General features: G+C 30.8%; 9 protein-coding genes. 2 read left to right on the top strand and 7 right to left on the bottom strand.

The window, feature by feature from the left end; genetic code table 11:
- Positions 1 to 86: 86 nt before the first annotated feature.
- The 6 genes from RSJ42_RS08655 to RSJ42_RS08630 form a co-directional block, all read right to left on the bottom strand.
- Positions 87 to 3,002, bottom strand: coding sequence for a DEAD/DEAH box helicase family protein (locus RSJ42_RS08655; protein WP_410510165.1), 2,916 nt, complete (start codon positions 3,000 to 3,002; stop codon positions 87 to 89).
- 9 nt (positions 3,003 to 3,011) lie between these two features.
- The gene (locus RSJ42_RS08650; protein WP_410510164.1) at positions 3,012 to 4,946 is read right to left on the bottom strand and encodes a site-specific DNA-methyltransferase; all 1,935 of its coding nucleotides are present in this window, start codon (positions 4,944 to 4,946) and stop codon (positions 3,012 to 3,014) included.
- A 701-nt stretch (positions 4,947 to 5,647) separates the two neighbouring features.
- On the bottom strand, positions 5,648 to 6,802 hold the full coding sequence (locus RSJ42_RS08645) for a hypothetical protein (RefSeq protein WP_410510163.1): 1,155 nt from the start codon (positions 6,800 to 6,802) through the stop codon (positions 5,648 to 5,650).
- Entirely contained in the window at positions 6,799 to 7,725 is a 927-nt protein-coding gene (locus RSJ42_RS08640) for a hypothetical protein (protein ID WP_410510162.1), read from the bottom strand. The genes RSJ42_RS08645 and RSJ42_RS08640 overlap by 4 nt, the downstream gene beginning before the upstream one ends.
- Before the next feature lie 9 nt (positions 7,726 to 7,734).
- Complete coding sequence (locus RSJ42_RS08635) at positions 7,735 to 8,343, bottom strand: hypothetical protein (RefSeq protein ID WP_410510161.1); 609 nt, start codon at positions 8,341 to 8,343, stop codon at positions 7,735 to 7,737.
- 400 nt (positions 8,344 to 8,743) lie between these two features.
- A complete protein-coding gene (locus RSJ42_RS08630) occupies positions 8,744 to 9,358 on the bottom strand; it encodes a hypothetical protein (protein WP_410510160.1) in 615 nt (204 codons plus the stop codon).
- A gap of 291 nt (positions 9,359 to 9,649) precedes the next feature.
- Here RSJ42_RS08630 and RSJ42_RS08625 point away from each other — a divergent pair, with 291 nt between their 5' ends.
- Together RSJ42_RS08625 and RSJ42_RS08620 are read left to right on the top strand one after the other, a co-directional pair.
- Positions 9,650 to 11,227: an AAA family ATPase gene (locus RSJ42_RS08625; RefSeq protein ID WP_410510159.1), complete on the top strand. Its 1,578-nt coding sequence runs from the start codon at positions 9,650 to 9,652 to the stop codon at positions 11,225 to 11,227.
- Between the two features lie 9 nt (positions 11,228 to 11,236).
- Positions 11,237 to 12,133, top strand: a complete 897-nt coding sequence (locus RSJ42_RS08620) for a hypothetical protein (RefSeq protein ID WP_410510158.1) — start codon at positions 11,237 to 11,239, stop codon at positions 12,131 to 12,133.
- 180 nt (positions 12,134 to 12,313) lie between these two features.
- Here RSJ42_RS08620 and RSJ42_RS08615 read toward each other — a convergent pair whose 3' ends face one another.
- Positions 12,314 to 14,542 (bottom strand): hypothetical protein, encoded by a 2,229-nt coding sequence (locus tag RSJ42_RS08615; protein ID WP_410510157.1) that lies wholly within the window; start codon positions 14,540 to 14,542, stop codon positions 12,314 to 12,316.
- Positions 14,543 to 14,933 lie beyond the last annotated feature (391 nt).

The following is a 14,933-nucleotide window of genomic DNA, read 5'->3' as shown; positions in this document are numbered from 1 at the left end:
ACCTTGCTGAAGAGTCAAGTATAATTTCTTGAAAAAGAAAATGAGGAATTAAATAGTTTGCTTATAAATGAAAAATAAATTTCACTTTACGTAAACTTTGTAATCAGAGCCTCCTGAGCTGAAGTCGCAACATCATAATCTACTCCTATAGCGATGAAATGCTTATAACCACACTCGATTTTGTCGCTTTCTGATATTCTGAGCTTTAGTTTATCTGTGGTTGACTTTGTTTCACGGATCATGTAAACAATTTTTCCATTTTCTTTTAAAATGGCCCAATCAGGATTGTAATTCCCAATTGGCGTCGGGACTTTAAACCAAGCTGGAAGTTTTACAAAATACTTTACATCCTTGATGTCTTCCAAATCTTCTGCAAATTTTCTCTCAATGCCGGAGTCACAGACTATGTAATCATAAACTGATTTTTTAGTAGGAATAATTCTTTCTTTTGCGAAATTCAGTTTGTTTTCATCTTCACGCAAAAGGGACATCTCATATGAGATTTCATCAAGTTTCTCGTATTGTATGCCTTCGATTATCATCTGATGAAGTACATCACGAATTTCCTTTACTACGGCATCCATAAACTTTTGTGGATTTACAGGGAATTCTTCAATTCTTCCAGACTGCTTAAGTATCTCAAAAATTGTTTTGCGAGTGAGCTCTACTTTGTTCTGTATGTACGAAAGGATATCGGGTAATTGATCTGCTCTGCTAGAGTATTCTACATTAGGTGTACTTGTCAGGGTAGCAGTTACACCTTTGTCCTCTATATTAATATCCGCAAAATAAGAAACTAGTTTAAGAGGAGTAATTTTCTCCATTTTATGAATACCCTTCGAAGCTCTTGCTATAAGTTCGTCTGTGGAATAATTAACTGAATAAACTGTCTTTGTGCTTATAGCGTTCCAGAACTTTTCAAACTCAGGGTCAAGTATTACATCTTCATTGATGTGGCCTTTAATCTTTTTGTTAGCATTATCAATATGATTCTCAATCTGGTGCTGTTCAATCCTTGTTACAATATCTAAGGTTGCAGTTGCGAACTGTTCAGGGACTTTAAACGTATCTTTTTGGATGCTTTTTGAGAAGTCTGGAAGTATGAAACCATCGTTGCCAATAAAGCCTTCTGTCTTTAAATGATCCCAAATAGTTTCTGATTCTTCTCTATTGATTTCGAATTCATCATCAGCTTTGCTATAACAAATTCCAACAAATGCGTCCAGAGGAAGGCGACCAAATACAAAACCACAGTCTTCTTCAAACTCTCGTTGAAGCATAGAGACAAATTCTTCATAACTTTCGTTAGCCACAACTACTAGATTATTAATATATTCATCGAATACTCGATTTCCTTCTTGATCTACTGGAAGCCGAAGACCTCTTCCAATTTCTTGACGCTTCTTTATAGTTGACACTGTTTCGTTAATAGTACATATCTGGAAAACGTTTGGATTATCCCAACCTTCTCTTAGGGCCGAGTGTGAAAAGATGAACTTAAGCGGATTATCAAAACTTAAAAGTTTTTCTTTTTCTTTCATAATAAGGCTGTAAGTATCTTCGTCATCCTTTGTGTTTCCTGTTGTATTTTTGAATAAACCTTTTTTATCCATTGCAAAATAACCATTATGTACCCGCTCAACAGGAAGAATATCCAAACCGAAGTTCTCATATTCGTGAGCGACCTGAGAATATATCTCCTCGAACCACATTGCATATTTTCCAAGTTGATAACCATCGGCAGTATAGATACGGTAATTTTCTACTTTATCAAGAAAGAAAAGAGACAATACTTTAATTCCCATACCTTTAACTTGCATCTCTTTTTCAAAATGAGCTTTTATTGTCTCACGAATTTGTTTCTTTACAATATTATCTCTATTTCCGCCTTGCTCTTCTGTAAGCCGGAGACGAACTCCATTTGAAAATTTAACATATTCCATTCCTGGACGTGAATTAATTTCATCTATAATAAACCCATTTCGGTATTCTTCTCTCTCCTTCGATATAATAAAGAGATCATCACCTTTTTTGAATTGTTTTCTTTTAAGTTTGGGTCCGCCCTTGGTTTCTTCGTAAAAAGCTAGTTTTACAGTAAACTTGTTATTCTCATTTTTTATGTCTTCTACCTTCAGAAATGCCCTTGTTGGATCATTTTCTGCTAATATGGAGTTTACAGATATCTTCTTAACAAGTTTCATTTGAAAGGCTTTCACAGGATCAAGTTGATAAACAAGATTATATTTATCACGATGAGTAGCTGAGTAACGAAGTGTACATAGAGGATTTAGTGAATCTATGGCTTCTTTTGCTTTTACACTTTCCATATTTTGCGGTTCATCCATTATTACAATAGGATATGTTGCCTGAATAAATTCAATTGGCCTATGCCCCCCCATCTGATCACGCAAGTCATGTATAATATTATTGTCTTTTTTGTTAAAGGAATCAATATTAATAATCATGATCTGCATTTCATTGCTACTTGCAAAACTCCGTAGTTGGGCCACCCTCTTGGAATCATATACAAAATAGTCGAATGGGACATTGTTGTATAGTTTAAGAAAGTGTTCTTTCATTATTTCAATAGATTTCAACACACCTTCACGTATTGCTACGGAAGGAACAACAATAATAAATTTCTTAAAGCCATAAATTTTATTCAATTCAAATGCAGTTCGAAGATAAATATAGGTCTTTCCAGTCCCTGTTTCCATCTCTATGGAGAAATTAAGCCCTTTGTTTTTTATGCTATCCTCAGAGAGAATATTGTTTTTCCTTTGGATAAGATTCAAGTTCTCCTGCAAAGTTTCTTCGTTCAGTTTAAGCTCATTTTGTAATCCAAGCACGTTTTGAAAAATCGATAATCCAAAAATAGTGGATTCATTAGAATAAACATTTTCAAAGAAACCGCTCTTTTCCTCCTGACCTTTGAAAAGACCAACAACTGCATCAATAGCATCCAATTGATATTGCTGATTAGCATCAAACTTAAGCTGCATACTTCCCCCTCATATTGTCCTGAAGTCCTCAACTCCAAACGATTTCATAATCTGTACAGCATTAGTTTTCAACTGATCATTACCAGCAAAACCATCATCCAGACAAACGACTCTTGCGGGTTCCCTCTTGGCCATATCAGTGATAACCTCTTTAGAAAGTTTTCGATTGAGGCATACTAATAAGGCATCGTTCTCAATTGAATAAATCTTCTGACCTGCAAGCTCAATTTCCTCAATTTTAGTTGTTAGTGTAAAACCAGACTTCAATAAAAGTTCGTAAAAAATATCTTCCTCTGAACTGTAAGGATTGACATTTTCCATTACCAATTGGAGTTGCTTTATTATTTTTTCTCCTGTATTAATTACTTTTTCTCCTGTAGCATATAAGCTGTCCCATTGATTAAAATTAGATTTGTCAAGTTTAAATACCTTGAAACCAAGATCTAACATTTTTAAGTCATCATTAGAATCAATATCTGAAGGATTTTCTTGGTTTAAACTCTGTCCACGTTCATTTTCTATTTTTTTAATTACCCTACGAATCCGTTCTTTGCCAATATCTGCAATATTTTTGTATCCTGCTTTAAAGGACTCGGATTTTTGATCACAAGGTTCTGGAAGTTGAACCATAATATACTTACGTGATTCCATATTTTCACAGTTAAGTTCTAAAACCGAATGTGCTGTTGTTCCTGATCCTGCAAAAAAGTCTAAAATAATGCTATCTTTATCAGACCCTAGTCGTAGAATTTCTTTTATCAGGCCTGAAGGCTTGGGATTATCAAAAATAGCTAGATTACCTAGTAGTTCAGTCATTTCTTTTGAACCTTGAGTATTAAAGGGAACAAAATCCCAAAGTGTTGAATAAGTTATTCCCTCTTTTACATCACATAAAAACCGCTTTAACTTTGGCCGGCCTTTTCCATCCTCTCCAAAGTAAATTTCATTATTAGCCAATAATTTATCAATTTTTTTCTTACTAAATCTCCAATTTCCATGTGAGGAAGGATAGTGTTCTTCTCCAGTATTCGAGTTAACTATGGGAAAGTATAGAGACTCAACGTATCTGCCTCCTTTAATGTTTGCCATTAAATCTCCAGGGGTCCAAGGTCCTTTGGGATGATTATCTGGATTTTTATATCTTTCTAATTGCTCTGTGTTTCTTGATTTTAAATTTAATTTGACTTTGGAGACATCTTTACAAAAAATTAATATATATTCATGGGCAGCTCCAATTATTTTATCATTTGGAGGAGTACTTCTCTTTTTCCATACAATTTTCTCGACAAAATTTTCTTCCCCAAATATCTCATTACAAATTTCTATTAAGTTTGCAGCTTCGTGATCATCAATAGAAATGAAAATGACTCCGTCCTCTGTCAACAAGTTCCTTGCTAAAAACAGCCTTGGATACATCATATTGAGCCATTTGGAATGAAAACGCCCTTCTGTTTCTGTATTTGTAGAAAATTTAATTCCTTCGTCATTAACCTGTCCTGTATATGCGAGATATGTATCCAGTGTTTCAGAATATTTGTCAGGATAGATGAATTCTTTTCCAGTGTTGTAAGGAGGATCAATATAAATCATCTTTATTTTGCCATAATATGATTTTTGCAAAATCTTTAGAACTTCAAGATTGTCCCCTTCAATAAACAAGTTTTCAGTTTCATCAAAATTTACTGACTCTTCTCTGCATGGTTTTAGAGTCCCTATGCTTGGTTGCTGAATTATCTTGAAACATTCTGATTTTCCTGGCCAGATCATACCATAGCGTTCTTGTCCTTCATCAACTTCTTCTCCCATGGTCTGACGGAGTTTATCGAAGTCAATTTTATCTTCATTAAATACATGGGGGAAAATTCGTTTTAATTTAGATTTTTGCTCTTCGGTTATGTTCATAGATTTAAGATCCAATTTTTCTGGCCCAGCTAAGTCAATCATGTAATCCATCCTTCTTTGAGAGTCCAGCTAATATAACATACAGTTATCTTTTAAACTTTTCATTAATTTATTGTATTACATTATTAGATAATATCTTTAAACATTTCCTATTTATTATTCATACCTTTTATGACGTGCAAAACTCTGTAAAATAATAAATATGATAACTATAATGGAGATTAAAGAGGAAAAGCATTCAGGTTAATGGTATAGTTTACAATGGAAAGGAAGTAAATAATATTGAAAACAAACCTTTAGATTTAATGGAAGCTTAAGTTTTCGTTGATGAGAAAGAGATTAAGCAGAAAATCTTGGCATTAGCTCCTGAAGAGGCTAGGAAGTTAGGGATTAAGGAATGATGAAAATATAACTTATAAATTTCAGTTTGGGAATTGATCTATAGTTTCATTCCCTCCAATAACCATTCTTGGCAACAAAACCTCTTGATATTATATTTGAATCATTCCTAAGCATAGAAGTACATTAAAAAGAACGAAAGATCGAATTATGAAGGATGGTAAAATAAATTTGGATACAAAAGAAGTAAAGAAAATTCTAAATGGCACATAAATATTTATTCTTGGCCTTAGAAAACCTTCTCTAAATTAGCTTAAAGACGTCAAATAATAACTAACAGTCCCCAAATATTGGTGCTTTGAAGATTCTTATTGGGGGTTTAAATTGTTCTTTTCATTCATTAGTTAATAATCACACTCATCAGATACATCAAAACTATTGATCGTCTGATTTAGAGAAGGTTGAATGATTATATTTGTCAATTCGTAGAATTTTATTGCCAGTAATTTCCAAATTTGATTAATAATATCCATTTTCTGTTCTTCAGATAAGTTTGCCGATGGTAAACGATAAAAATCATCTTTTTTTGTGAAAGATTCTATATCTTCATTAGCTACTATTTTTTTTACATCACCAATAAAACTAATTTCAATACGTTTTTTCTTTTCATTTGAATCTATTCTTACCATGAAAAAATAATTTGATACCATATCATAGAAGACAAATCCAGCACCGCTAAGTCTGGCATTTCTACTTTTAAGTTCAGTTAGGAGTGGTTCAATACTGATCAATTTAGTTTCCAAAGTTCCTTCTATAAGTTTCATTTCAAAGGAATCGGTAGCATTATTAAGATCTTCTGCCTTTTTCCGTGTAAAATTAATGATGCCCATAAATTCATATTTTTTATTAATTTCTTTTATAGTTTCTTTAAAAAATATATTTATTTTGTCAGTACTACCAAAAACAACTAAATTGTGTTCGATTAATTTCAAATTAAAGAATGTATCCCTATTAATTATTTCGTTTACAATGCCTAGGACTATATTATAATCGTTTTCTTGTTTTAAAAGCATTGAAACAATAAAAGCCCCATTTATCGGGATTATTTCAAACTCAATTTTTCTAGTGATGATTTCAAATAAAGAACTTCCCGTGGAATCAGATATGGTATATTCAATTTCTCCAATTAATTTAGAAGTCCCGATTCCAAGACGAACAAATGTACTATTCTTTATATCTTCAAAGACTTCTCCTACATGAGAGTTGAAATACTCCTTTATCTCGTCAATTGAAATATTATCTTTATTCTCTAATAGAAAACCAGATCTCGTGGGAAAAGCTTTAATGCCAACATATTTTTTTAGTTTTTCTTGTGAATCTACTCCATAAATAAAATTTGAAGCAAATTTAGCCAAGGAAAAACGTTTATCTGCAAAAGTAATTATCCCTCTTTCTTGAAAATATTCCTCCAAATTATGAATCCTAACTTTATTATTATCATTGAAAAAAACAAGGAGATCTTGCTGGCTTTTGTATGATTTTTCATAATTTTGAGTCATTTAAACACCTTATTTAATTTTTGAGAACAATCCATGCCGCCAGAACCAAAATAAAGAGCCTCGATGTCATTTAAAGATTGGATCTCTGATTTGTATTGGTTGTAAAGAGATTCTTTAGTGAAATCACAATTTACAAAAATTATTTTTGAGATTTCAAAATTAAAATTCATACAAAAATGCTCAATAAACAAAAAAGATTCAACCGAAGGTTTGTCAAAACTAAGGATACCACAACTATTATTGTTATTATCTGCCCCAGATTCTCTAAAAGGGATTATGTCTGAAAACATATGAAATAAAGACAACTTTTCACTTTCTACGAGCTGGTTATTTGAAAAAGGATCCCGATTATAAAATGTTAACTGCTTAGTACATTTTTTTAGTTCTGAAAAAGCATGTAACTTATCGTTTGATAGGATAAAAATAACCGGAAAATTGAGATCTCTCGTTCGTTCACTTGGTTTGTATTTCTCCAAAGTCTTATAATATCTATCAAAGTCGAATTTAATAAATCTGTAACATAAAATACCATATCTAAAAGATTTCAAATCATATGATCTAATTTTTTGATCATCATGTAATTCTTGGGAATTAATTGCTTTTTTAATTTTATATTTAAAAATCTCAATATCATCAGATAACCTCGATGGGACGAAATCAGAAATATCCTCGATTTTTTTACTTTCAATTATTGCTCCTTGCTTAATCTTTTCAAAAGGTTCAAAAAGCTCGTATATAAAATCATAACCTTTATTTTCAGTTTTGTTCTCATCAGGATATTTTAAATCTTTAAGATCAACATTTCTATAAAGCAGTTTCCAACCAGCAAAATTTGAAAAAAAAGCTTCAAATTCGTCTTCTGCAAATTCTCCCATTATATTGTTTCCTTCAGATCCATTAATATTTATACCAAGCTCATTCATACAACTACCTCACAAAAAATTTAACACAGCATACCTCAATATATCGGAATTATTTTCAGAATACGATTCGAATAAAAAAGAACCAGCTTTGTTAATCTTTACCAAAGAGAAATTACCGTCATAATCTTCAATAGATAAAACAACCTTCATTACACTTAGGCCGTATTCATTCATAATATTTCGAAATGTTGTTTCTTCTTGAATATTTGCCGTATATTTTCCCATTAAAAAATCTTTATATTTAAAATTAGCAATTTCGATTTGTTCAATTCTACAGATATATTTTGACTTTCTTAGCAGATCAAAAACTTTAGCAAAATCAATTTCAAATGGAGTAAATAAATCTCCACAAATTGCTTCCAGTTTTCGAACTAAGAAATCACTTTGTGATTTTCCTGAATAAATAAACAATAACATTTTTTCTAAATCAATTTCAAAAAGAGTTTCTTTTATTGTTTCTCCTTTTTTTAGGATAAGTTCATTTTGGTATTCTCCATAAGTAAAAGAAGATTTTCGAAGATACTGAAAATAAAAATTTGTCTTATCGATGGAACCTAAAAGAATAAAGCCTTCATTAAACTCTACAGGATTAAAATGGTTTTTCTCTATAGTAGCCACAAGTCCTAGGTTAAAAGAACATGCAAGTTTTTTGATACATGCAGAACGAAACTTGTACTCGAGAATTATAACACCTTTATTCTGTTAAAAGTTATCCTAAATAAATGAGTCGATAAATACATGTAACAAAAAATATAAGTAGCCTAATTCAAGGAAAACAGGAATAAATAAGATACTTTTTATTATATTTATGCAAATAATTGTTTTTATAAGGAATATTTACTTTTTAGCTTTAAAATCCTAGGCATTTAATGTATGAGCTTATCCCAAAACCCAGTTTTAATCTCAATTATTTGAATTGTCCAAGATTTCTTTTATAATCAGAAGCTCGATTAGTCACTTAAAATACAAGACCCAAAGAAGCAAATTTTGAGTTTTGGGATTGGCTCTATATTTTCATTTAGAGTAACGAACCAAACATTCCCACATCTTTTCTTGTTACTGTTATTTTGTCATACTTCTTAACACCATCTGGAATAATATACATGACCTCTGTATCTCCAGTTGCATTAAGATAATCATTGAATATATCTTGACCTTCCTTATCTGCCAGTACTGCTATTATGTCAAACTCTTTCTCATCATCGTCCTCGGTTCCAACAGGAACTTGAGTTACTCTCCATTGACCATGTTTAATTACTGCTTTAGTAATCGGGTAATACTGTTTTGTTCCTTCAGAGTAGACTAAAACCCAAAGTTCATATCCGCTTGGAATGTTTTCTGCTGTTCCTCCAACATCCACCTTCCAATCAATTTTTTTTTCAGTTGGCTGAATAATTTTGATATCCGGTTTTGGCGTTTGTCCTAGTATTGCACAACCAGAACTGGTTACGAATAATGAGAGTACAACAATAATTATGGTAACTTCAATGAACAAGGGTGTTTTTTTCTTACATTTAATAGCTTTGATAATTGCACCTCTTCGATCTCTATTTGTTTTTATTACTTTCATGAGTATGCAAAATAAACTACCAATTACTAGCACAGTTAGAAACCCAATGGAGCCAATATCCATATTCCTACACCTATAATTTTGTACACTTCCTTAGACACTTAAAGATCAGTGACTATTTCACTTTGGGACTTCTGCAATTAAATTTTTCGTTTTTTAGATAACTTGAAGCCAAGATTGAAAATGAGTTTTGGATAAACCTCTAAAAATATATTTTATTATAAAAAAGCAAATAAATATCGAAATGTTTAAATATACATATTTTAAGTTATTTATTGTTTATCGTTTATTTTTACATTAAATTGTAAACTTTTAGGTATCATAATCATGTATTTAGTAGGGTTGGAATAATTAATGATTGAAACTATCCATCTCAAAAATTTTAAATGTTTAGATGATACAAAAAAACTACATTTAAAACCCCTTACTGTTTTATGCGGAACCAACAGTAGTGGTAAATCGTCTATCATTCAAAGTCTTTTAATGCTGAAACAAACCTTTGAAAGCCAGTCTCGTTATAAAAATGTTTTACTAAATGGTCAGTTTGTTCATTTAGGATCATTTGAAGACTTAGTTTATAAGAAGAAACCTGAAAATAAAGTTCAGATAAATTTTTGCTTAAACATCCATGATATGATATTTGATAAGGAACATTTATTCAACTATTTTAATTTTGGGGCTGGAGAAAATCAGACTATCAAGAAAAGGTTTCTAGATGTAAACATTAGTCTAAAATCTTCGGAAAACCAAAAAGATAAGGAACCTAGCGTTGAAACCTTTGAAATTAAAGCCAAATCTCTATTGGAATCGAATACTTGTGTAAGTGGTACTGAAATAAAATTTGAAAGAATGGAACAAAAGGAATACAATGTAAGCTGGAAAGATACTGTTTCTCATTATTATTTTATGTTTGATGCACCCGATGTTAAACCAGCTAAAGAGATAGAAACTTACAAATGCCCAATTTGTGATTCTAATCATAGAACAAATTCAAGTATCGGAAAAGGGCATTACCGATACTATTCCTATAATAAGTTTTGTTCTAAGTACATGTGCAGCTTAAAAGCTTCATTTATTAACCTAGTTCCTGAAATTGAAACTGATAAGGAACGTTCAGCATTTTCTTTTCATAATATAATTAGACCTCTTCTTACTTTAAGAGATATTTTAGAAAAAGAGTTTAGTAATATATTTTATATTGGTCCGTTAAGAGAAGAACCTTCTAGAAGGTATATTTCTGAGGAAGAAACTGTAAGTATAGGTAACAGAGGTCAAAACGCTCCATTCGTTTTAGCAACAGAAAAAGAAAAGAAAATTTCATCTTATTACATGTTCGATTCTAACGAAGAAAAATGGCAGAATATCACAGGGGATACATTAGAAAATGCAGTAGATAGATGGTTAAAGTATATGGGTATTTCTGAGAAATGTGAGCTAATAACTGATAGAGAAATTATACGTTTATATTTACCTACATATGCAGATAAAAACGTGAAAGCTACATTAGCTGATGTTGGTTTTGGTGTAAGTCAGATACTTCCAATTTTAGTAGAAGGTCTCAGGATTCACCCTTCACAAATTCTAGTCCTTGAACAGCCAGAAATTCACTTGCATCCTAAACTTCAAATGCAGCTTGCAGACTTTTTTATTTCAATGATTCTTTCAGAGAAAAAGGTATTTCTTGAGACTCACAGTGACCATATCATTAATAGAATTTCTAGACGAATAATTGAAGATGAGACAAATAAAATAATCTCAAAAACTAACATTTTGTTCTTCGAGCAAGGCAATGAAGGCTCTATAATTAATCCAGTGGAACTTGATCAAAGTAGAGGAACAGTTAATTGGCCGAGTGGATTTTTTGATCAGTCCCCTGAAGAGAAAAGACTTATTATAAGCAAAGGAATCGAGAGAAGAGCTAAAATCATGTAAGGTGATCTTTTGATTTCTACATTTCATCCAAGTGTGATTTTATGTACTCATGAAAATTGGGATGATGAAAAATATCAAGAAAAGTTTCTAACAAATCTAATCTATCACTTGAGTAAAATTAAAGAAATGAAAATAAAAATAGCGTGGTGTAAAGAAATTGAATCCATTCTTTGGAATGACCCACCTTGGTTACATTATCATGCTGAGCCAATGTTAATTGAAACATTTTATGAAATTATTAGTAACAGTATACCTTTTAATCCTCCTCCAAACAACGAATGTAATATGATACCAATTCTACCAGTTGATTACTCTTTTGAAGTGAAGACAGATTGGTTAATATTACTTCATCGAATAGCACATAAACATACTGATGTATTTATTGTTACTAGCTTGAATGTTGATACTGAGATAACTTCAACAAATGTTTGGTGTGACTGTAGAAGCGGATGTAATAAATATAATTATAAAGTCATAAACGATCCCACTGAATGGTATAAAAAAATCGATTACTTAACATTATGTCCAAAAGATTCAGATAATTGGGATAGAGGATTTTTATTGGCTTTAAAAGCGTGTTACAAACAAGAATTCAGCACAATTATTCTTAAAAATAAAATAGAGAACGTCGAAATGTCAAGAAATTTTAAAAAAAGTTTTATTGACATTGATGATGAAAGAACAAAGAAAAAAATAATAATAGCAATAGTTCAACGGTTAACTTATACAAAAGCCGAAGCTGGACGTCATCGAGGATTACGTGATGAAAAAATTAGAGGGAAGAGAAACGAATATAGTTTTAGAGTTTCTGATGTAGAAAGAATACACTATACTTTACTAGAAGAAGGTAAAATGTTGCTATTAGATTATCATCCTGGTTCAGAACATGATTCACGTTGTAAATAAAAAAATTAAGTTGTTTTTACCTTCAACTTTCACTAAGATCAATGCAATCAACTTATTCTCTCTTTTAACTAAATCACACAAGCTTCAGCAGGTATTTTACTTCAAGCTCCGTTATTATTTATTTCTCTGGACATTATTTTCGGTGAAGGGAATTTTAAAAAATTAATAGGTAAAGATAAATCATTTAGTTGATGAAGCATGGTCAGCTACGATAATGGGACCTTTTTGAAAGGTATTCTGATAGTTGACAACGAAATATTTGTTTAACTCAATTAACTCTTTTGCAAATAGTGCCTCTTCTGTGAGTATAAACACGGGAATATTGAGGTTTTTTTCTTTGATATATTCGAAAAGATCCACTACTTCTTTTGAATCTGCTCTTTTAATAGTTGAAAATAAAATTATGTCTGTATTTATTTTTTGACCGAGATTTAATAGTCTGTCTATTTGATCATTTTTAAAGCCACTATCAGCTTTAACTTCAGCTACTCCAATTCTTGCTCCTAAAGTAAATATGATATCAACCTCAGCTAGAGGTTCTGAGTTCTCATATACTTCATAATCAAAAATAAACCTTTTTTCAGAGAATCGTTGTCTAAATAAAAAGTTCGTAGTAAGTAATACAGGAAGTACGCCTTGATCTACAGAATTAACCATCAATTCATTTAACCTAAATGAGTCATTTAATGGTTTATTACCTGAATAAATTGGCATATTTATAAAATTATTACAACAATAGCATTTTACTTTGTCTGGTATTAATGATAATGGATACCATAGCTTGCTATTACATAAAGGACAATTAAAACTTTTTCCACGTAACAATATATTCATTTCATATAATTTCTGTACAGAGCTATAAAATTCCTTTTTGTTGTAAACTTTAGGTAACATACCAAGTAAATTATTTGCATCAACAATTATGTTTGAACTTAATGTATTAATGTGATCAATTTTTTTTTCGAAAATTTCTTTTATTTGATCCTCACTTATGCCAATATATTTATTCAAATCCTTCGTTACTTCTTCAATTATCCGTTGAAGACGTTTTGGAGTTAACGTTACCAACAACTCATAAACATCTTTATCACATAAAATATTTAATTCTTCATACCCACCGAAAATGTTTATTAATTGATCTGTAAGTTGGCTTTTTGAAGTATTTTTTAACTTTAATCCATGCTCTTCAAAAATAGCTTCAAAAATGGCTTTAGAGTCTGGAATATTTATTTCATCAATGTAAGGTGCCCTAGCCTCCACACTGCTAAAATCATACATCAATTTGCTCGGACTAATTCTTGAAAATGTACGAGGTGATTTGAAAAGTCTACCTAATTTAGAGCTTTTTGGAAGGTATAACTCATTCAAACCGCTAACTTCTAGAACTATATTAAGATTAAAATAAGAAGAAAATAATTTATCAGATGGGTGAATTAGAGTCAGTCTTTTATTGATCACAGATACATTTTGAACATGTTGAAACAATTCCCATTCGTGACGTTCAGAATCAAAAAAATACTCAGTGTTATCTATTTCTGAGATTTTGTTATTAACTTCTTTGATCTTCGTTTTAAAGTCTTCACAATCCTTTTCTTGGAAAATACAAAAGTTAGTAAACTTTGTTAAATAGTCTTTATATTGGTCAAATAGTTCCAATGGTAACCATACATTTGTGTTATGAGTATAGGTTGCTCTCATGTTCCAAAAGTAAACTATACTTTTAATATTTTTATTACTTCCAAATACAGCTGTTGGTTCTTTATTATAATACCTTTCCTTATTATGATCTACATGCCATATATCAACTGATTCGGAATTTAAGGACAAGACTCCATTTACAAAAGCAAGATTCTCTTTGTAGGTATCAAACAGTATTTCAAAAAATTTATCGATTGAGTCTAAATTGATAAAGTTAATATTCTCGAAAAAGCTGTGTTCTGTATAGTTTCCAAATTCTGGATCAAGTAAACCGAAATTCATGTAATATATAAAGTTTTTTACATCAGTCTCTTTATCTAAACGAGTATATATATTTTTAACAGATGCCTCAAATTCTTTCTGTGGAAATCCAGGAATTTGGGTGAGATCAGTTAAATGTATATATAAACCAGGCTGATTAAAATTTTCTCTTTTTCCATCAATAGTATATGTATTAAAGTTTAAAGTCAGAGCCTCATTTTCACAACTTGAAAAGTTAAAAATAATATCTGGATCATGATATTTAATAAATTCAATTGAATTTTCTGAAAATAATTCCTCATCATTAACAAAAATGAGATTCAGAAAGCCGCCTATCTCAGATGAGTACATCTTTATTATTTTTATTAGATTTATGTAATCATTTTTATTAATAATACAAAGTTTTTTGATAGGACGTGCTTTTGTAGTAATCGTTTTATTTACATACACTTAAATTCCTTCTACACAAATATTATACTACTAGGTAATGATATTTATTATTTAAATTCTCTTTTATTTATGTCAATTAATCATCTAAATAATGAGTTTAATTAATTCTTCCTCTCCCCATTTTTGATGATTTTTATATTTTCAATTCTCCAAAGATGACAGATTTATCATTTTTTTCTTCCTCTTTTTCAATATGCTTGTTGTACAAAAGAACGGTGAGATCGGACCTTTTGTCCGATTGATACGAGCATTGAATTGTGAGGAGGACAGGGGCAGAGGGAATGAAAATCTTGATATTTGTTTACATAATTAACAATCTAATTTTTCACATAAGCCGACAAACAACGATCAAAATGGCGGCAGTCACCCGATACGGGATTACTCATAAATA

Origin of the sequence: Methanosarcina hadiensis (genome assembly GCF_046529725.1) — an archaeon.
Lineage (GTDB): Archaea > Halobacteriota > Methanosarcinia > Methanosarcinales > Methanosarcinaceae > Methanosarcina > Methanosarcina hadiensis.
This window is presented reverse-complemented; position numbering and strand designations above follow the sequence as displayed.

Coding starts and splice junctions, on each gene's coding strand:
- RSJ42_RS08655 (WP_410510165.1), bottom strand. CDS start 3,002: ATGCAGCTTAAGTTTGATGCTAATCAGCAATATCAATTGGATGCTATT.
- RSJ42_RS08650 (WP_410510164.1), bottom strand. CDS start 4,946: ATGATTGACTTAGCTGGGCCAGAAAAATTGGATCTTAAATCTATGAAC.
- RSJ42_RS08645 (WP_410510163.1), bottom strand. CDS start 6,802: ATGACTCAAAATTATGAAAAATCATACAAAAGCCAGCAAGATCTCCTT.
- RSJ42_RS08640 (WP_410510162.1), bottom strand. CDS start 7,725: ATGAATGAGCTTGGTATAAATATTAATGGATCTGAAGGAAACAATATA.
- RSJ42_RS08630 (WP_410510160.1), bottom strand. CDS start 9,358: ATGGATATTGGCTCCATTGGGTTTCTAACTGTGCTAGTAATTGGTAGT.
- RSJ42_RS08625 (WP_410510159.1), top strand. CDS start 9,650: ATGATTGAAACTATCCATCTCAAAAATTTTAAATGTTTAGATGATACA.